This is a genomic window from Pantoea sp. RIT413, from assembly GCF_003057675.2.
Taxonomy (GTDB): domain Bacteria; phylum Pseudomonadota; class Gammaproteobacteria; order Enterobacterales; family Enterobacteriaceae; genus Pantoea; species Pantoea eucrina.
This window is the reverse complement of record NZ_QBJB02000014.1, coordinates 55811-74361: the sequence shown is the minus strand read 5'-3', so window position 1 is coordinate 74361 and position 18551 is coordinate 55811. Positions and strand designations below refer to the sequence as shown.

The following is an 18551-nucleotide window of genomic DNA, read 5'->3' as shown; positions in this document are numbered from 1 at the left end:
CCTGGCAGACGCAAAAAAAAACCATCCGCATTAAAACGGATGGTTCGTGGTGTCGCGTCCGGCGGTTACATAACGGCAGCAAACGCCTCTGCAACGCGTTTAACGTTACTGCGGTTCAGACCAGCAACGCACATACGCCCGCTGGCGATAAGATAGATCCCGAACTCATCGCGCAGGCGATCAACCTGCTGTGCGCTGAGACCGGTGTAGCTGAACATACCGCGCTGCTTCAGCAGATAGTCGACATTTTTACCCGGCAGAATTGCCTGCAGCTCGCTGACCAGCGCCTGGCGCATCTCCGCAATACGCAGGCGCATCGCTTCAACTTCTGCCAGCCACATGTTCAGTAATGCGGCATCATTCAGCACGCAGGAGACTACCTGCGCACCAAAATTTGGCGGACTGGAGTAGTTGCGGCGCACGGTGGCTTTCAGCTGACCCAGCACCCGTCCCGCTTCTTCAGCGCTGTCGCAGACCACAGAGAGCCCGCCCACGCGCTCGCCATAGAGCGAGAAGATCTTGGAAAATGAGTTGCTCACCAGCGCCGGCAGACCCGCGGCTGCGATAGCGCGAATGGCGTAAGCATCCTCTTCCATTCCTGCACCAAAGCCCTGATAGGCGATATCGAGGAACGGGATCAGCTCCTGCGCTTTCAGCACGGCGGTGGTCTCATCCCACTGGGCGTCAGTGAGATCGGCGCCGGTCGGGTTATGGCAGCAGGGATGCAGCAGCACAATGGCATGCTTCGGCAGCGATTTCAGGCAGCGGATAAATGCGTCAAACTTAACGCCGTTGGTCTCAGCATCGTACCAGGGGTAGGTGTTTACCGCGAAGCCCGCGCCGTTAAAAATCGCTACGTGATTTTCCCAGGTCGGATCGCTGACCCAGACCTCTGAGTGCGGAAAATAGCGCTTCAGGAAATCAGCCCCCACTTTCAGCGCACCGGAACCGCCCAGCGTCTGAATAGACGCGATGCGTCCCGCTTTCAGCACCGGGTGTTCGTGACCAAACAGCAGCGGCGCAATGGCGTTGCGATAAGGGCCTAAACCTTCCATCGGCAGATAGAGTGATGCCTGATGCGGCTGCGCCTGCAGACGCTCTTCAGCTGCCGCAACGGCCTGCAGCTGCGGAACGATCCCTGCTTCGTTGTAGAACAGGCCGATACTGAGATTGACTTTATGCGCGCGCGGATCTTGTTTGTAGGTTTCCATCAGCGACAGAATCGGATCGCCGGCGTAGGCATCAACGTTTTGAAACACGGTGCAGATCTCCATAAAAATGCATGAGTAAGCGTAAGACGGCGCTTTTATACCTGATAGCGGCCAGGACGATGGTTCAGCGCAATGATAAGGTTGAGGATCGCCGCGCCCGCAACAGAGGCCAGCAGCATCGGTAGCGGTACGACAAACAGCGAGGCGCATACCACACAGGTATCAACCATCATCTGTAGCTTCCCAGCACGCAGACCGGTGCGATCCTGCAGCCAGAGCGCCAGAATATTGATACCACCCAGGCTGGCTTTGTGACGAAACAACACTATAAACCCGATCCCCATGACCACGTTACCGAACAGTGTCGCATAAAAAGGATTTAATGCCGAAAAGTGGATAAACAGCGGATGCAGCTGTGTGAACAGGGAAACCAGCGCCACGGCACCAAAGGTTTTGCAGGTAAACTCCCACCCCATGCGGCGTATCGCCAGCCAGTAAAACGGCAGATTGATGGCAAAAAAGGCGGCGCCGAAAGAGGAGGATGAAAGGTAGCTGATTAAAAACGCGATACCGGCCGTTCCGCCGGTCAGCGCGCCCGCCTGCTTCAGCAGCATGACGCCAAATGAGACCATCAGCGTTCCCAGCACGATAGCCAGCGCATCTTCGATACGGGAGTGAGGAGCCGCCACTGGCTGAGCGATGTTGTCCATCAGGAGTTCTCTGTGCAAATAAAAGCGATATAGCTGCAAAAAACGCACCACTCCGGCCTCGCTGCTGCTTAGCCGGAGGGTGCCAGCGAATATCCCATTGATATCTAAGGCGCTTTATTGCACAGTTTTATGCATGAATCAGAATAAAACCGTTGATTCATGCACAAATTCGGTCTTAATCGCGAGAAATAAGCAGAGAGAGGGAGTCTGATGCACTTTTATGGCGCATTATGCACCTTTATGGCGCACTTTGTGCGCAGGCTTCATCATCAGGCCATTCTCTTTCAGCCGGTTGAGTACCACCGCCGTTTTAACGTGCGACACGCTCTGATGGCCCGCCACCAGCTGGCTGATCAGCGCGCTCAGCGAGGCGAGATCGGCCACCGCCACTTTCAGCAGATAGTCAGCGTCTCCGGTGGTTTTAAACGCGTCAACAATGGCGGGTTCTGCTTCTACCATCTGCAAAAAGTTATCTTCGTAATCGGGCGTATGGTTTTTCAGCCGCACTTCAATCAGTCCGACCATGCCGAGACCCACCGCATCAGGCGACAGCCGGGCATGATAGCCAAGGATTAAATTCGCCTGTTCAAGGTTGATGCGGCGGCGTGAGCATTGTGATGCGGATAACCCCACCAGATCGCTCAGTTCCTGATTGGTAAGACGGCCGTTAGATTGTAATAGCGTCAATATCTTAAGGTCGTAATCATCTACCTGCGTCATTCTGATCCCACAGCGTTGTCACATTCGCTTTGGCACAGATAACCTGATAGCGGACCGCCTTGTCCAACACTATTTTCTGATGACGTGAGGTGCATGCACAAAACGTGCATGCACTGGCAGGCAAAGGCTTATTCGTCGTCGTATTGCGGGCCGGCGTAGTTGTCAAAGCGCGACCACTGGCCGTTGAAGGTAAGACGCACGGTACCGATCGGCCCGTTACGCTGCTTGCCGATGATGATCTCAGCGATGCCTTTCAGATCGCTGTTTTCGTGATAAACCTCATCGCGGTAGATAAACATGATCAGGTCAGCATCCTGCTCGATCGATCCTGATTCACGCAGATCGGAGTTAACCGGACGTTTGTCGGCGCGCTGCTCCAGTGAACGGTTTAGCTGCGACAGCGCCACGACCGGCACATTCAGCTCTTTGGCCAGCGCTTTCAATGAACGCGAAATTTCGGCGATCTCCAGCGTACGGTTCTCGGAGTGCGACGGCACGCGCATCAGCTGCAGATAGTCGATCATGATCATGCTCAGACCGCCATTTTCGCGGAACACGCGGCGGGCACGCGAGCGTACTTCGGTTGGCGTCAGGCCGGAAGAGTCATCAATAAAGATGTTTTTCTTCTCCAGCAGAATACCCATCGTGGCGGAGATGCGCGCCCAGTCCTCATCTTCCAGCTGGCCGGTACGAATACGCGTCTGGTCCACGCGCGACAGAGATGCCAGCATACGCATCATCAGCTGCTCGCTGGGCATCTCCAGACTGAAGATCAGCACCGGTTTCTCATTGAGCATCGCGGCGTTTTCGCACAGGTTCATGGCGAACGTGGTTTTACCCATTGAGGGACGCGCCGCCACGATAATCAGATCGGACCCCTGCAGGCCAGCCGTTTTTTTGTTCAGATCCTGATAGCCGGTATCTACGCCGGTTACGCCATCGTGCGGCGTTGAGACCAGCGCTTCAATACGGGACACGGTGGCTTCAAGGATCTGCTCAATGTTCTGCGGGCCGTCATCTTTATTCGCGCGCTGCTCGGCGATTTTAAAGACGTTGGATTCGGCAAAGTCGAGCAGATCTTCACTGCTCCGCCCCTGCGGATCGTAACCGGCGTCGGCAATCTGATTGGCAACCGCGATCATCTCACGCACTACCGCACGTTCGCGCACGATATCTGCATAGGCGCCGATGTTAGCCGCACTTGGCGTATTTTTCGCGAGTTCGGCCAGATAGGCAAAGCCGCCCGCCATCTCCAGCTCGCCGCGCGTTTCCAGCGACTCTGACAGCGTGATCAGGTCGATAGGCTGGCCCAGCTCCAGCAGCCGCTGCATCTCAGCAAAAATCATGCGGTGTGAGCGGTTAAAAAAATCGTCTGCGACAACGCGCTCAGAGACGTTGTCCCAGCGCTCGTTGTCCAGCATCAACCCACCCAGCACCGACTGCTCCGCTTCTATGGAGTGCGGCGGCATTTTTACGCCTTCCAGCTGCCGATCGCGGGGTTCGTTCGATTTGTTGGTGGGTTTGTTTCCTGCCATAGTGAATGCATTACCGATCGTGAAAGGGACGCGCAAGTATACCGCCCCCGGATGAACATTCACAGGAGTCAGCATGGCAAAGCGTATTCAGTTCAGTCAGCACGGTGGCCCGGAGGTTTTGCAGTGGGCAGATTTTGATCCTGCCGATCCGGCTGAGCATGAGCTGCAGGTAGAAAACCGGGCGATAGGCATCAACTATATCGACACCTATGTGCGCAGCGGGCTCTACCCGGTTTCAGCCTTTCCTTCCGGACTCGGTACCGAAGCGGCAGGCGTGGTCAGCAAAGTGGGCGCAGCGGTCACGCGTTTTCAGCCTGGCGATCGGGTGGTTTACTGTCAGGCCGCTCTGGGCGCTTACAGTGAACTTCACAACGTTGCGGAAGAGCGGCTGGCGCTGCTGCCGGAGAGTATCTCTTTTGAAACGGCGGCTGCCTCATTTCTCAAAGGGCTGACGGTCCAGTATCTGCTGCGACAAACCTGGAAAGTCAAAGCGGATGAGACGTTTCTGTTTCATGCTGCCGCAGGCGGTGTGGGTCTGATTGCCTGCCAGTGGGCCAAAGCGCTGGGTGCACATCTTATCGGCACGGTGGGTTCTGCCGAAAAAGCGCAGATTGCCAAAGCGGCTGGCGCATGGGCCACCATCAACTATCGCGAAGAGGATATTGCACAGCGCGTCAGCGAACTGACGCAGGGGAAAAAAGTGGCCGTGGTGTATGACTCTGTCGGTAAGGATACCTGGGAACCATCGCTCGACTCTCTGCAGCGCCACGGGCTGCTGGTCAGCTTTGGCAACGCCTCCGGCCCGGTAACCGGCGTGGATTTAGGAATTCTTAATAAGAAAGGCTCTCTGTTTGTCACCCGCCCGTCGCTGTTTGGCTATATCACAAACCGTGAGGAGCTGGAGCAGGCGAGCAGTGAACTCTTTTCCCTGATAGCCAGCCGCGCCATTCAGGTAAACGTACCGGAGCAGCAGAAGTTCCCGCTGCGCGATGCCATGCGCGCGCATCAGATACTGGAGAGTCGTGCGACCCAGGGCTCCAGCCTGCTGCTGCCCTGATGCAGGCAAAAAAAGAGGGCTTCCTGAAGGAAGCCCCTGATTCTTTTTTTAGTTCGCGCTGGTGTAGGGACAGCGGTACTGAATCTGTATACGTATAGTGGCAGAAAACATAAGTAAAAAATATGTTTACGTTTTATTTAGCGCCAGCGGAATTCAGCGCTGTGATCTGAGCCGCATTTTTTACCAGCCGCGTCGCTCCATCCTGCTGATTTTTCTCCTGAGCCGGTTCAGTCTGGTGCTGCTACCCGGTGTGGTAACGCTGCGCCAGACCCAGACGGCGACCACGGCCAGCAGCAGCCAGGGTAACAGTTTTATAACAAAGGCAAACAGGCCGGTTAAAAACATCAGCGCGGTGGCAACGGCTAAAGCCGCAATCACCCCCAGCAGGGAAACGCCGGTCAGCAACAGCATTAAAAAGAACCCAAGCACAAATACAATTTCCACGTCTATTCTCCTCTGTCAGGACTCTGCTGACAGATACAATTTTCGTGCCAGATCGGTTAATTTATAAGATATTGATTTAAAAGTATTTATTCAGGGCACTGCGGTAGAGGTGGTGAAAAAAACCAGGTTTCAGGCAAAATAAAACCGCACCATTTCTGCTGCGGTTTTCAGAGCGCGCTGATTACGCTTCCTGGGGGATGCGATCGGCCACCAGCGCCAGCGCGGCTTCCAGCACCCGCACATCAGCACCCGGTTTATGGGCATTTTCGCTCAGATACCGTCGCCACTGACGGGCACCCGGAATACCCTGAAACAGCCCCAGCATATGCCGGGTGACGTGCCCCAGATAAGTGCCCTGCGTCAGTTCCGCTTCGATATAGGGATACATTGAACGCACAACGGCGACCAGATCCACTGCCGGCGTTGTGCGGCCAAAAAGCTCGCGGTCAACCTGCGCCAGCACGGAAGGATTTTGATACGCTTCGCGGCCCATCATCACGCCATCCAGATGCATCAGGTGCGTCTTGGCCTCTTCCAGCGTTTTTACCCCGCCGTTGATCGCCATGGTCAGCGCCGGAAAATCACGTTTTAGCTGATAAACGCGCGGATAGTCCAGCGGCGGGATCTCCCGGTTCTCTTTGGGGCTCAGGCCTGACAGCCAGGCTTTGCGAGCGTGAATGATAAAGGTGTCGCAGCCGCCCCGCTCTGCCACGGTGCCGGTAAAGTCGCGCAGAAACGCGTAGCTGTCCTGCTCATCAATACCGATGCGGGTTTTTACCGTGACCGGAATAGAAACCACATCGCGCATCGCTTTAATGCAGTCAGCCACCAGGTTCGCATCCGCCATCAGGCAGGCACCAAAACGACCGTTCTGTACGCGGTCGGAAGGACAGCCCACGTTAAGGTTGATCTGATCGTAACCGCGCGCTTCAGCCAGTCGGGCACACTGCGCCAGCGCCGCCGGATCGCTGCCGCCCAGCTGCAGCGCAACCGGATGCTCCTCTTCGCTATAGGCAAGGTAATCGCCTTTGCCATGAATAATCGCGCCGGTCGTCACCATTTCGGTATAGAGCAGCGTATCGCCGGTCAGCTTGCGATGAAAATAGCGGCAGTGACGATCGGTCCAGTCGAGCATCGGCGCGATAGAGAAGCGTTGCGAAGAGAAGTTATCAGTCATGAAGCGCAGTAGATCCGGAGTTAAATGATGAGAAACTGCGCAATGATACCACAGCCGTCACGGACGACACAGCCGCCCGTGACAGACCCGTCAGAAGTTAAAGCCGAGCTGTACCATCGCACCCCAGGTACGATCTTTACCGGCGGAGCCCGCGAGATCCAGATGCACCGCATTATTAAACGGCGACAGCCCGAGGCCGGCGGTAACCACGTTAACGTCATTTGATTTCAGATCGGCGCGATAGCCTGCCCGCAGTGCCAGCCAGTCGAGCACGCGATATTCCGCGCCTGCGCCCGCATACTGGCTGCTCTCCTGCGACTTAAAGCGTTTGGTTTCCGTCAGGTCCACATCGCCGGTCAGGGTAACCGGCCCGCGCTCCCATGCCAGTCCGGTTGTCACCAGCGGACGGATTTGATAGGTATCGCGATAGCCATTGACGACTTTGGTTTCCAGATCGCGTGAGATCAGGTTCTGCCCGGTCAGACCAAACGTCCAGTTTTCAGCAAACGCGGTTGCGAGACCGGCATCAACGTTAAAGCCGGTGTCTGAACTGCGATAGCGTCCGTTTTTAAGATCGTTTTTATCGTAGTTATAGACGCTGGCGCTGTAGTTATAGAGCCAGGTCTTCTGCAGCTTGGGCGTAATACCGAGCGAGACCGGATGACCGGCAACCGTGAACTCATGCGCCATGGCGATACCATAATCGGTGACCAGCGCTGCCAGTCCGTTCGCGCTGGAGCGCAGGTTATCCTGATCGCCCGGCTGCGGAAACGCCCCGTTTGCCAGACTATCCAGATAATCGATATCGCTCTGAGCCACATTGGCCCGGATATGGGCGGTGCCATAGGCTTTGGTAATAAAAGCAAACGGCAGCGTCGCATTGGGAACGGTGACGGCCAGCGCAACGCCAGCGGTGGCATCCGCTTTGTTACCTTTAAGCCCGCGCAGCTGATCGGCCATATCACCGGCTGCGGCACGCAGTTGCGGTACCGCATTGATGGCGGCAAACGGATCCGAGATGAGATTCGCGTTGATGTTATCAATCACGTCGCGATAGCGATCAACCGTATCGGTGATGTCATCAATGCGATCGACCAGCTTGTCTTTATCCGTCACCTGTAACCCGGCAGAGGGAAAAATAATGCCGGCGTTCTCTTCCGGCTGCGCGCGTGTCATCAGCGCGGGGTTAGCCAGCACGGCAGAGCTCCAGTGCGACGATGCGACACCGGTTCCGCCCATCGCATCATTGCGCGCATCATACCAGGTTCCCGCGGCCAGCGCTGAAGAGGAAACCAGCAGCGCGTTTAAACCAGCAAAATAAGCCACCCGGGCCAGCGTAAAGCGTGTTGTCATCATGAGGCTGCTATCACCTTAAAAAATTATTGAGTGTCGCGTAGGCGAAATAATGGTGTTAACCGCTATTCTGAATGGCGGCTAACGCTTCATTGCTGTGAACTGAAAGGGATAAGCACTGCTGTTCGCAGAATTGGACACGATTGCGTCACACTGCGCTTTTTTTAGCCACTCAGGCGAATTATTGCTCTTATAAGGCCAGTGATAACTTTAGCCTGCCTGAACCATATCGGGAATCTGGTCACTTGCAAAGCAAAAATAGCGCGCTAAACACGCTTAAAATTGCCGGATAAGTGTGATCGACAGCACGCTTCGGCCTGGGCAGGCAAAAACAGCATGGGCGGATGGAGTGTGATAAAATAACATCACCTGTTAGCCGGAGAACATTATGTCAACTCTTACCCCAGCGCAGCTGCTGACCCAGGTCGAGGCGCTCTGTCTCGATCGCGGCGTGCGTCTTACGCCACAGCGTGCCGAAGTACTGCGCCTGATGGCTGAGCAGAAAGGTTCTGTCAGCGCCTACGATCTGCTGGATCAGCTGCGTATGAGTGAGCCTCAGGCGAAGCCGCCCACGATTTACCGCGCCCTCGACTTTTTGCTGGAGCAGGGATTTATCCACCGCGTGGAGTCCAACAACAGCTATGTGGTCTGCCATCATTTCAATGAGCCGGCCCACAGCTCTGTCATGCTGGTTTGCGACAGCTGTGCCGCAGTGAGTGAACAGCAGGCGCACGGCGTGGAAAAAATCATTGCGGGACTGGCTGACCAGGCAAACTTCAGCCTGCGCCATACGGTAATTGAAGCGCACGGCCTGTGCGAAAACTGTGCGGAAATTGCCGCCTGTACACAGCACGCCAGCTGCGCGCACGATCATGAAGCGATGAGTAAAAAACGCGGCAAAAAGGGCTGAGCACACGCCTGAAGGCATGCGGGCGGATTATGCTCTGAAGCGGGGTGGCACTAGCTGTGTGGATCGTTGTGCCGGCTTTCCCATTCGTTTACTTCGCGCTCCGCTTCTGCTCTGGCATAGCCGTAGCGCTCCTGAATTTTGCCGATCAGCTGCTCGCGTCTGCCTTCGATCACGCTCAGGTCATCATCGGTCAGCTTGCCCCACTGCTCTTTGCATTTTCCTTTAAACTGTTTCCAGCTGCCACTCGCTTCATCTCTGTTCATTGCATCTCTCCCCGGTTTGCTGAGCCAGACGGTATGCCACCACAGCGCGGGCTGAAACGCCGTATAACCCGCGTGCTGTCACGTTAAGGTTAACCGCTGCAGCACAAACTGCCAGTTTTGTGCGCTGCTGGCCGATCGGCTGACATCACACGCTGAACCAGCTGTCGCGCTGCCAGTGATGACGCCAGATCAGTCCGAGCGTAATGCCTCTCAGCGCGAGGAATACGGTAATAGCCAGCCATAAACCATGATTTCCGAGCCACGGCAGCGTCAGCAGCGTCAGCGCATAGCCCAGCGCCGCCAGCAGCATGCTGTTGCGCATATCCCGGCCGCGCGTGGCTCCGATAAACATCCCATCCAGCAGATAGCACCAGACGCCAGCCAGCGGCAGGATCACCTGCCAGATAAGATAGCGGTCGGCCGCCTCACGCAGCGACTCAATCGAGGTCAGCAGCGCAACAATTGCCGGGCCGCAGAGGGCGTAAATCACAGCGAACAGCAGCGCCACAATGCCCGCCTGCCGGCAGGCGGCATACCAGATCAGCCGCAGCCGGCTGCGATCGCCTGCGCCGGTCGCCTCACCGGAGCAGGCTTCCACCGCATACGCAAAACCATCCAGCGCATAGGCAGTAAAAGTCAGGAACATTAGCAATACCGCATTGACGGCGACCACGTCAGCGCCGAGTCGCGCGCCCAGTAGCGTCAGTGAGGCGAAGCAGAGCTGCAGCAGCAGCGAACGCAGCATGATGTCGCGGTTAAGCCGGAACAGGCGCGCGGCGTCGCCGCGCCAGCTGGCTTTAAGCAGCGAAAATGATATGCCGCGCAGCGCCAGCACCCGCGCCACCATCCAAACCCCCACGGCCAGCGTCACATAGTCCGCGACGGCGGTGGCCGCTGCGGCGCCCGCCACGCCCCAGTGCCACTGCAAAACAAACAGCAGATCGAGCAGGATATTCACGACGTTGCCGGTGATAAGCAGCACCACCGGCGCGCGCGCATACTGTACGCCGAGCAGCCAGCCGAGGATCACCAGGTTTGCCAGCGTGGCAGGCGCGCTGAGCCAGCGGATAGCGATAAAGGTTTGCGCCTGCTGCTGCACCGCCTCGCTGCCGCCCATCAGCGCGGCTGCCAGCTCGCTGACCGGCGTTCGTAGCACAATGAACAGCACGCCTGCCGCCAGGGCAATCAGCATCGGCTGGATCAGCGCCCGCGCCAGCGCTGGCTTATTGCCGGCGCCAAACGCCTGCGCCGTCAGGCCAGTAGTGCTCATGCGCAAAAAGAGCAGCAGCATAAAGACAAAGCTGGTGGCCGTTGCGCCCACGGCTACGCCGCCGAGGTAAACCGGGCTGTCGAGGTGGCCAATGATAGCCGTATCCACAATGCCCAGCAGCGGTACGCTGATATTAGAGAGGATCATGGGCAGCGCCAGGCGCCAGAGCGTGCGATCAGAAGAGGTAAACAGCGGCATCAGCCAGTCCTGTTATTGCGGGCAACGCGCCTCATGCAGCTGCACGGCGCCACGGTTGGAAGCAGAGGGGTAATATAGCAGACCGCGGCCTGTGCAGGCACAGACCGCAGCGGGGGGACTAACCAGGTATTACAGCCATTCACCGGTGCGGACAATACCGACAGCCAGACCTTCAACGGTCAGAGACTGCTGGCGCGTATCCACTTCGATAGGCTGAAAATCGCTGTTTTCCGGCAGCAGATGCACGATAGCACCCTGCTTTTTCCAGCGTTTTACGGTGACTTCGTCATCAATGCGCGCTACCACGACCTGGCCATTACGCACATCCTGGGTTTTATGCACGGCAAGCAGATCGCCATCCATAATTCCGATATCTTTCATCGACATGCCGCTAACGCGCAGCAGAAAATCCGCGCTCGGCTTGAACAGGTTAGCATCGACCTGATAGTGGGTCTCGATGTGCTCCTGAGCCAGCAGCGGCTCGCCGGCAGCGACACGCCCGATCAGCGGCAGTCCGCCGCTTGTCTCTTCTTCCATCAGCAAGCGAATGCCGCGCGAGGCGCCAGAGACAATCTCAATGACCCCTTTACGCGCCAGCGCTTTCAGGTGCTCTTCAGCTGCATTGGGTGAGCGGAAGCCCAGCTGTGAAGCAATTTCAGCACGCGTTGGCGGCATGCCGGTTGAATTAATATGGTCGCGAATCAGGTCATAGACCTGCTGCTGCCTGCTGGTTAACGCTTTCATCCCGCCCCCTGGTTGTTTATACAGTCGCTGTGAGTATATACAGGTATTGGCGAAATGAAAACCGCAGCTGCGGCAAAAATCAGCGATATCTCGGTACGGGCGGCCTTAATATGCGCGCGGCCAGAGCAGCGTGATCCAGACAAACAGCGCGAGAAGGATCGTCAGCAGCACGGCGGCAGAACCCATATCCTTGGCGCGGCCCGCCAGCGGATGACGCTCCTGGCCGATTCTGTCGACCACCGCCTCAATCGCGCTGTTGAGGATTTCCACTACCACCACCAGTATCACCGAACCAATCAGCAGCACGCGCGTCACTGCGTCCACATCCAGCCAGCAGGCGACGACCACCGCAATCACCGCTGCAACGGCCTCCTGACGAAAGGCCGCTTCATGTTGCCAGGCCGCGCGAATGCCCTGCCAGGAGTAGCCCGCCGCTTTGATGATACGCAGCAGGCCGGTAACGTTATTTGCCATGAATAGGGAACCCTTGAGTAATTTTGGCGTCAATGAGTGCGCAGCGTGCGATGGCACAGCCACAGATCTTCGCTGCACTTTCTGGTATGCTTGCCGCGCTTTGCTAACAAGAGGCTTCAAGTTGTCTATGTCAGGTTGGCGTAAACTCTATTACAAATTATTGAATTTACCACTCTCTATTTTGGTAAAAAGTAAGGTCATACCGACCGATCCGGTTTCGGAGCACGGTATCGATCCCACCCGTCCCGTAATGTATGTTTTGCCTTATGATTCAAAGGCGGACCTGCTTACATTGCGTAACCAGTGTCTGCGGCTTGATCTGCCCGATCCGCTCGCGCCGCTGGAGATTGACGGCACGCTGCTGCCGCGTCATGTGTTTATCCATGATGGCCCGCGTGTCTTTCCTTACTACGTGGCGAACCCGGAGTCAGTGAAACTGTTTCACGACTATCTGGATCTGCACCGTAATAACCCGCAGCTGGATGTCCAGATGCTGCCGGTGGCGGTGATGTTTGGCCGTGCGCCAGGGCGTGAAATTCAGGGCGAGCCTACGCCGCATCTGCGCGTACTGAATGGCGTACAGAAGTTTTTCGCCATTCTCTGGCACGGCCGCGACAGCTTCGTCCGCTTCTCTTCCACCGTCTCGCTGCGCCAGATGGCGACCGAACACGGCACGGATAAGTCGATTGCGCAGAAGCTGGCGCGCGTGGCGCGTATTCACTTTGCCCGCCAGCGTCTGGCTGCGGTAGGACCCAGCCTGCCCGCCCGTCAGGATCTGTTCAACAAGCTGCTGCAGTCGAAGGCGATTGAAAAAGCGGTTGAAGATGAAGCGCGCAGCAAAAAGATTTCGCATGAAAAAGCGCAGCAAAACGCCGTTGAGATGATGGAAGAGATCGCGGCAGACTTCTCATATGAGGCGATCCGCGTTACCGACCGCATCATGGGCTGGCTCTGGAGCCGCCTCTATCAGGGCATAAGCGTCAACGGCGGCGAGCGCGTGCGTCAGCTGGCGCAGGATGGTCATGAAATAGTCTATGTGCCCTGCCATCGCAGCCATATGGATTACCTGCTGCTCTCCTACGTGCTTTATCATCAGGGGCTGGTGCCGCCGCACATCGCTGCCGGTATCAATCTCAACTTCTGGCCAGCCGGCCCCATTTTCCGCCGGCTGGGGGCCTTCTTTATTCGCCGTACCTTTAAGGGCAATAAACTCTACTCCACCGTATTCCGCGAATATCTGGGCGAGCTGTTCAGCCGCGGTTACTCGGTTGAGTACTTTGTTGAGGGCGGACGCTCGCGTACTGGCCGCCTGCTCGATCCTAAAACCGGCACGCTCTCAATGACGCTGCAGGCGCTGCTGCGCGGCGGCAGCCGCCCGATTACGTTTGTACCGATCTATATCGGCTATGAGCACGTAATGGAAGTGGGTACTTACGCCAAAGAGCTGCGCGGCGCGGCCAAAGAGAAAGAGGGCTTTGTACAGATGGTGCGCGGCCTGCGTAAGCTGCGCAATCTCGGTCAGGGCTACGTTAACTTTGGCGAACCGCTGCCGCTGGTTAACTACCTGAACAAGCATATTCCCGAGTGGCGCGAGGCGATCGACCCTATCGATCCGCAGCGTCCCGCGTGGATGACGCCAGCGGTAAACGATATCGCTGCCCGCCTGATGGTGCGCATTAACGAAGCGGGTGCGGCCAACGCCATGAATCTGTGTGTGACCGCGCTGCTTGCGTCGCGCCAGCGCTCTCTGACGCGTGAGCAGCTGACGGAGCAGCTGGAGTGCTACACTCAGCTGCTGCGCAACGTGCCCTATTCACCGGAAGCGACGGTGCCCGATCTGAGCGCCGAAGCGCTGCTGGATCACGCGATGGGCATGAACAAGTTTGAAACCGAGCAGGACAGCATTGGCGATATCATTATTCTGCCGCGCGAGCAGGCCGTGCTGATGACCTACTACCGGAATAACATTCAGCACATGCTGGTGATGCCGTCGCTGATTGCCGCGATTGTGCAGCAGCACCGCGAAATCAGCGAAGCAGAGCTTTTGCGCCAGGTAAGCCTGGTCTATCCGATGCTGAAAAGTGAACTGTTCCTGCGCTGGGAAAATGCCGAACTGCCAGCGCTGCTCAGTGCGCTGTGTGCGGAGATGGCGCGACAGGGGCTGGTAACGCAGCTGGATGGGCAGATTAAGCTGAGCACCGCGCGCTATCGCTCGCTGCAGCTGCTGGCAGCCGGTATTCGCGAAACGCTGCAGCGCTTTGCGATCACTTTCGCCATTCTCAGTGCCAAACCCACGATCAACCGTGGCACGCTGGAGAAAGAGAGCCGCACGCTGGCGCAGCGTCTGTCAGTGCTGCACGGTATCAATGCGCCGGAGTTCTTTGATAAGGCGGTATTTACCACGCTGGTACTGACGCTGCGCGATGAGCGCTATATCAGCGACTCAGGTGATGCCGATGCGGAGCGCACGCACGCGATGTGGCAGATGCTGGCGGAGCTGGTCACCAGCGATGTGCGTCTGACAATTGAGAGTGCAGTCGCACACGAGTAAGGCAAGGCAGGGACGCAGGATGCGTCCCTGCCGGTTCAGAACAGCGCCAGAAACGGCTGCGTATTCAGCAGCACGCCAGCAAACAGCACCAGTCCCACATAGTTATTGTTCAGAAAGGCCTGAAAGCAGGCGTCGCGTTCGCGGCGGGCGATCAGGCTCTGCTGATAGACAAACAGCGCGCCGGCAGCCAGCAGTGACCAGTAGAATGCCCCGTTCAGATTCAGCATACTTCCCACCAGCGCCATCAGCCCCAGCGTGGCCAGCTGCAGCAGGCCAATAATCAGCTTGTCAAAACGACCAAACAGAATCGCCGTAGATTTAACGCCTATCTTCAAATCGTCATCGCGATCCACCATGGCGTACTGGGTATCGTAGGCCACCGTCCAGCAGATGTTAGCGAAGAACACCAGCCAGCAGACTAAAGGTAAGGACTCACTTACTGCAGCCCACCCCATCGGGATCGCCCAGCCAAAGGCTGCGCCGAGCACCACCTGCGGCAGATGGGTATAGCGTTTCATAAAGGGGTAGACCCAAGCCAGCGCCAGCCCGCCGAAAGAGAGCAGGATGGTCATGCGATTCATGGTCAGCACCAGCATAAACGCCAGCAGGCCCAGCGCAGCAAACAGCAGCTTTGCCTCTTTTTCTGAAACCGCCCCGCTCGCCAGCGGCCGGCCGGCGGTGCGTTTGACGTGACCATCCACTTTGCGATCGGCGTAATCATTGATGACGCAGCCGGCAGCGCGCATAACGATGACGCCAAGCACAAACACAATCAGCACCGGCAGCGGCGGCACCGCCATGCCAGCCAGCCATAGCGCCCAGAGCGTAGGCCACATCAGCAGCAGCGTGCCGATAGGTTTGTCGATGCGCATCAGGCGGCTGTAAGCCTGCCATTTGCTTACGGATAATGATTTTTGCACGGGTCTCATCCTTGCTGCAGCGCGCGGTAAAGCGGCGATGCCGGTAAAAAAAGTTCAGTTAACAGAAGGGGCTTATCCGACAGGCGCAGGCGCGAACGCCGTCCCCACAGATCGCCGGCCTGGCCGGGATGAATAAAATCGCGGCTCAGCGCTGAAGAGGCAAAAAGATAGCGCCCCAGCGGGCGTGTGCCAAGTTGCTGCAGCATCTGCTCCGGTCCCTGCAGCGTACTCTCGGGCACTACGGTGCGGCCCAGCAGCCACGGCTCGCCGTCGCCGCACAGCACGATTTCGCGCAGCCAGAAGCGCGTATCGTTCGGCAGAAAAGCCGCTTCTGCTGCGACCTCCGCCGCGCTGACAAAGCCTTCACGGATGGGTTGAACGGTAACCTGCCGGCAGTGCTGCTCAAAACGGCGCGTCATGGAATCTTCTTCCATCAGCCAGTCGGTCAGCGGTGCGGGCAGCAGCGAGGAGGCGGGTAACCACTGCAAGGCATATAACTGGCGCAGCGCATCGTGCGACATCAGGCGATCTCCGGCAAAAAAGTTGCCTTAGTTTACCGCAGAGCGCGGCCGCTGGCACGGCCGCGAGCGCCGGAGATGATAAGGGACGTTATTCGCGCTTCAGCCGGTTGCTGTTTGCCAGCCACAGCGTGACCACCAGAATCAGGATCGCAGCGGAATAGCAGAGCGTGTCGAACGGGTTTTTGTGGTCAACGATAATCAGCCGGATAATGGCGGTGATCCCGATATAAACAAAGTAGCGCAGCGGAAAGTGATAGCCCGACTGAAAATATTTCACAATCAGCGCGATAAATTCAAAGTAGAGAAAGTAGATCACAATGCCTTCAATCAGCAGATAGGATGACGCCTGTTCACCGGTGCTGAACAGCACGTTAGCCAGATGAATCGTCTCCTTGCCGAGAAACACCACCAGGATCACGGCCAGGATTAACAGGCCGAGGTTAAGTACCCACTGCAGCACCGTCGCGATGAGCTGACCGGCGGCTGATTTATCTGTCATTGCTGCGTCCTTAATGCGCAAATGAGAAGAGCGCTATCATGCTGCAATGTGATCTGAATCACAATATGACGTTAAGGTGGCGGTTCTCCGTCAGGGGCAGCGTAAACGCCGTGGATATCTCATCGCAGTGAACCGGATTCAGCTACAGTTAACAGGTCGACGCCGCTTCAGGTTATTTATATCTAACGAAAAATTCATGCGGTGCGCTACCGGTCTTCCCCCGCTGCCGTGTTTGCCAGGCAGGCAGCTGGCTGCTTTTTGCCTGGCATACAGGAGCCTGCGACCGTGCTAACTCTGCTTAATCTGCTTTCTGCTGTCGCACTGCTGGTCTGGGGCACCCACATTGTGCGTACCGGCATCATGCGCGTGTACGGCGCCGATCTGCGCCGGGTACTGAGCCGCAGCGTGGAAAAAAAACCGATGGCTTTTCTGGCCGGCATTGGCGTTACCGCTCTGGTACAGAGCAGCAACGCCACTACGCTGCTGGTCACCTCGTTTGTGGCGCAAAACCTGGTCAGCCTGACACCTGCCCTGGTGGTGGTACTGGGGGCTGACGTCGGCACGGCCATTATGGCGCGCGTGCTGACCTTCGATCTCTCCTGGCTCTCCCCGCTGTTTATCTTTTTTGGCGTGGTCTTTTTTCTCAGCCGCAAACAGACGCGCGTCGGACAGATGGGCCGTGCTGCCATTGGTCTCGGGCTGATCCTGCTGGCGCTGCAGCTGATTGTCACCGCAGCACGTCCGATAACGCAGGCTTCGGGCGTGCAGGTGCTCTTCTCCACCCTGACCGGCGATACGCTGCTGGACGCCCTGATTGGCGCCGTTTTTGCCATCATCAGCTACTCGAGCCTGGCGGCGGTGCTGATCACCGCGACCCTGACGGCCGCCGGGGTGATCTCATTTAAGGTGGCGCTCTGTCTGGTCATTGGTGCCAACCTCGGCAGCGGCCTGCTGGCGATGATCAACGCCAGCGGTTCTAATGCGGCTGGCAAGCGGGTGGCGCTCGGCAGCCTGCTGTTCAAGCTTATCGGCAGCATTGCGGTACTGCCGTTTGTTGATTTTATTGCTGAGCTGCTGGATCGGCTGCCGGTGAATGATGAAGAGCTGGTGATCTTTTTCCACGTTTTCTACAACCTGGCACGCTGCCTGATCATGGTGCCGTTTGCGGCACCGATGGCGCGACTCTGCCAGCGTATGATTTCTGACGATGCAGAGCATCAGGCGCATCTCAAGCCCAGACATCTGGATAAAAGCGCGCTGGATACGCCTGCGCTGGCGCTGGTCAATGCCGCGCGTGAGACCCTGCGCATGGGCGACGTGCTGGAGCAGATGCTGGAGTCGTTCAGCCGCGTAGTCCGGGGCGAACTGCGTGAATCGCACCGGGTGCGGCAGCTGGATGATGATGTTGACGTGCTCTATACCGCGATCAAACTCTATCTGGCCCGCATGCCGCGCGAAGATCTGGCAGAGGAGGATGCGCGGCGCTGGGCTGAAATTATTGAGATGGCGCTGAATCTTGAACAGGCGGGTGACATCATTGAGCGCATGAGCGGTGACGTTGCGGATAAATCGTTGCAGGCGCGGCGGGCCTTTTCGGCAGAAGGGCTGGAAGAGCTGAATACACTGCAGGAGCAGGTGCTGAATAACCTGCGCCTGAGCCTCTCGGTATTTCTGTCGCATGATATCACCAGCGCGAAACGTCTGCGGCGGGCCAAACATCGCTTCCGTATTCTGATCCGCCGTTTCTCTCACTCGCACGTGGAGCGGCTGCATCTGAATAATGTGCAGAGCATTGAGACCAGTTCGCTGCATCTGGGGCTGCTGGGAGATATGAAGCGCCTTAATTCGCTGTTCTGCGCGGTGGCTTACACCGTTCTCGACCAGCCAGATGATGAGCGGGAAGTAGATTAAGGTAAGCACGCAGAGGCGCATTTATACGCCCCTGGTTTAGGGTGTGCACGGTATCAACCGCCACTAACGGCGTTATTTAATCC

General features: G+C 57.2%; 18 protein-coding genes. 4 read left to right on the top strand and 14 right to left on the bottom strand.

Annotated elements, in window-relative coordinates:
• Window positions 1-65: 65 nt before the first annotated feature.
• The 4 genes from DBY66_RS15180 to dnaB form a co-directional block, all read right to left on the bottom strand.
• The gene (locus tag DBY66_RS15180) at window positions 66-1259 is read right to left on the bottom strand and encodes an amino acid aminotransferase (RefSeq protein WP_108570134.1); all 1194 of its coding nucleotides are present in this window, start codon (window positions 1257-1259) and stop codon (window positions 66-68) included.
• 47 nt (window positions 1260-1306) lie between these two features.
• Window positions 1307-1921 carry a YitT family protein gene (locus DBY66_RS15175; RefSeq protein WP_039381991.1) on the bottom strand — a complete coding sequence of 205 codons (615 nt, stop codon included), beginning with the start codon at window positions 1919-1921 and terminating at the stop codon, window positions 1307-1309.
• A 228-nt stretch (window positions 1922-2149) separates the two neighbouring features.
• Window positions 2150-2641, bottom strand: a complete 492-nt coding sequence (locus tag DBY66_RS15170; protein WP_039381989.1) for an Lrp/AsnC family transcriptional regulator — start codon at window positions 2639-2641, stop codon at window positions 2150-2152.
• Window positions 2642-2769: 128 nt separating this feature from the next.
• Window positions 2770-4176 carry a replicative DNA helicase gene (gene dnaB / locus DBY66_RS15165; protein WP_039381986.1) on the bottom strand — a complete coding sequence of 469 codons (1407 nt, stop codon included), beginning with the start codon at window positions 4174-4176 and terminating at the stop codon, window positions 2770-2772.
• A gap of 73 nt (window positions 4177-4249) precedes the next feature.
• Here dnaB and DBY66_RS15160 point away from each other — a divergent pair, with 73 nt between their 5' ends.
• Window positions 4250-5233, top strand: coding sequence for a quinone oxidoreductase (locus tag DBY66_RS15160; RefSeq protein WP_108570126.1), 984 nt, complete (start codon window positions 4250-4252; stop codon window positions 5231-5233).
• A gap of 180 nt (window positions 5234-5413) precedes the next feature.
• On the opposite strand, the gene pspG is transcribed toward DBY66_RS15160, so the two are convergent.
• From pspG to DBY66_RS15145, 3 genes are all read right to left on the bottom strand, one after another.
• A complete protein-coding gene (gene pspG / locus DBY66_RS15155; RefSeq protein ID WP_039381981.1) occupies window positions 5414-5677 on the bottom strand; it encodes an envelope stress response protein PspG in 264 nt (87 codons plus the stop codon).
• Between the two features lie 181 nt (window positions 5678-5858).
• Window positions 5859-6854, bottom strand: coding sequence for a tRNA dihydrouridine(20/20a) synthase DusA (dusA, locus tag DBY66_RS15150; protein ID WP_071668450.1), 996 nt, complete (start codon window positions 6852-6854; stop codon window positions 5859-5861).
• Window positions 6855-6944: 90 nt separating this feature from the next.
• Window positions 6945-8207 (bottom strand): conjugal transfer protein TraF, encoded by a 1263-nt coding sequence (locus DBY66_RS15145; protein ID WP_166714333.1) that lies wholly within the window; start codon window positions 8205-8207, stop codon window positions 6945-6947.
• A gap of 388 nt (window positions 8208-8595) precedes the next feature.
• On the opposite strand from DBY66_RS15145, the gene zur reads away from it, so the two are divergent.
• A complete protein-coding gene (gene zur / locus DBY66_RS15140; protein WP_071668451.1) occupies window positions 8596-9117 on the top strand; it encodes a zinc uptake transcriptional repressor Zur in 522 nt (173 codons plus the stop codon).
• A 50-nt stretch (window positions 9118-9167) separates the two neighbouring features.
• Here the strand turns inward: zur and DBY66_RS15135 are convergent, their stop codons facing one another.
• From DBY66_RS15135 to DBY66_RS15120, 4 genes are all read right to left on the bottom strand, one after another.
• On the bottom strand, window positions 9168-9380 hold the full coding sequence (locus DBY66_RS15135) for a CsbD family protein (RefSeq protein ID WP_071668452.1): 213 nt from the start codon (window positions 9378-9380) through the stop codon (window positions 9168-9170).
• 145 nt (window positions 9381-9525) lie between these two features.
• Window positions 9526-10848 carry an MATE family efflux transporter DinF gene (gene dinF, locus DBY66_RS15130; RefSeq protein ID WP_108570125.1) on the bottom strand — a complete coding sequence of 441 codons (1323 nt, stop codon included), beginning with the start codon at window positions 10846-10848 and terminating at the stop codon, window positions 9526-9528.
• 129 nt (window positions 10849-10977) lie between these two features.
• Window positions 10978-11592 carry a transcriptional repressor LexA gene (gene lexA / locus DBY66_RS15125; RefSeq protein WP_065650361.1) on the bottom strand — a complete coding sequence of 205 codons (615 nt, stop codon included), beginning with the start codon at window positions 11590-11592 and terminating at the stop codon, window positions 10978-10980.
• A 105-nt stretch (window positions 11593-11697) separates the two neighbouring features.
• Window positions 11698-12066: a diacylglycerol kinase gene (locus DBY66_RS15120; protein ID WP_108570124.1), complete on the bottom strand. Its 369-nt coding sequence runs from the start codon at window positions 12064-12066 to the stop codon at window positions 11698-11700.
• 127 nt (window positions 12067-12193) lie between these two features.
• Between DBY66_RS15120 and plsB the strand changes: the two genes are divergently transcribed.
• Window positions 12194-14617, top strand: coding sequence for a glycerol-3-phosphate 1-O-acyltransferase PlsB (gene plsB, locus DBY66_RS15115; RefSeq protein WP_108570123.1), 2424 nt, complete (start codon window positions 12194-12196; stop codon window positions 14615-14617).
• A gap of 35 nt (window positions 14618-14652) precedes the next feature.
• Here the strand turns inward: plsB and ubiA are convergent, their stop codons facing one another.
• The 3 genes from ubiA to psiE all read right to left on the bottom strand — a co-directional run bounded on the left by ubiA (window position 14653) and on the right by psiE (window position 16557).
• Complete coding sequence (gene ubiA / locus DBY66_RS15110; RefSeq protein WP_039381959.1) at window positions 14653-15537, bottom strand: 4-hydroxybenzoate octaprenyltransferase; 885 nt, start codon at window positions 15535-15537, stop codon at window positions 14653-14655.
• A 5-nt stretch (window positions 15538-15542) separates the two neighbouring features.
• Window positions 15543-16058, bottom strand: a complete 516-nt coding sequence (ubiC, locus tag DBY66_RS15105; RefSeq protein WP_039381957.1) for a chorismate lyase — start codon at window positions 16056-16058, stop codon at window positions 15543-15545.
• An 88-nt stretch (window positions 16059-16146) separates the two neighbouring features.
• Window positions 16147-16557 carry a phosphate-starvation-inducible protein PsiE gene (psiE, locus tag DBY66_RS15100; protein WP_039381954.1) on the bottom strand — a complete coding sequence of 137 codons (411 nt, stop codon included), beginning with the start codon at window positions 16555-16557 and terminating at the stop codon, window positions 16147-16149.
• A gap of 285 nt (window positions 16558-16842) precedes the next feature.
• Here psiE and DBY66_RS15095 point away from each other — a divergent pair, with 285 nt between their 5' ends.
• Entirely contained in the window at window positions 16843-18468 is a 1626-nt protein-coding gene (locus DBY66_RS15095) for a Na/Pi cotransporter family protein (protein ID WP_039381952.1), read from the top strand.
• The last annotated feature ends 83 nt before the right edge of the window (window positions 18469-18551 follow it).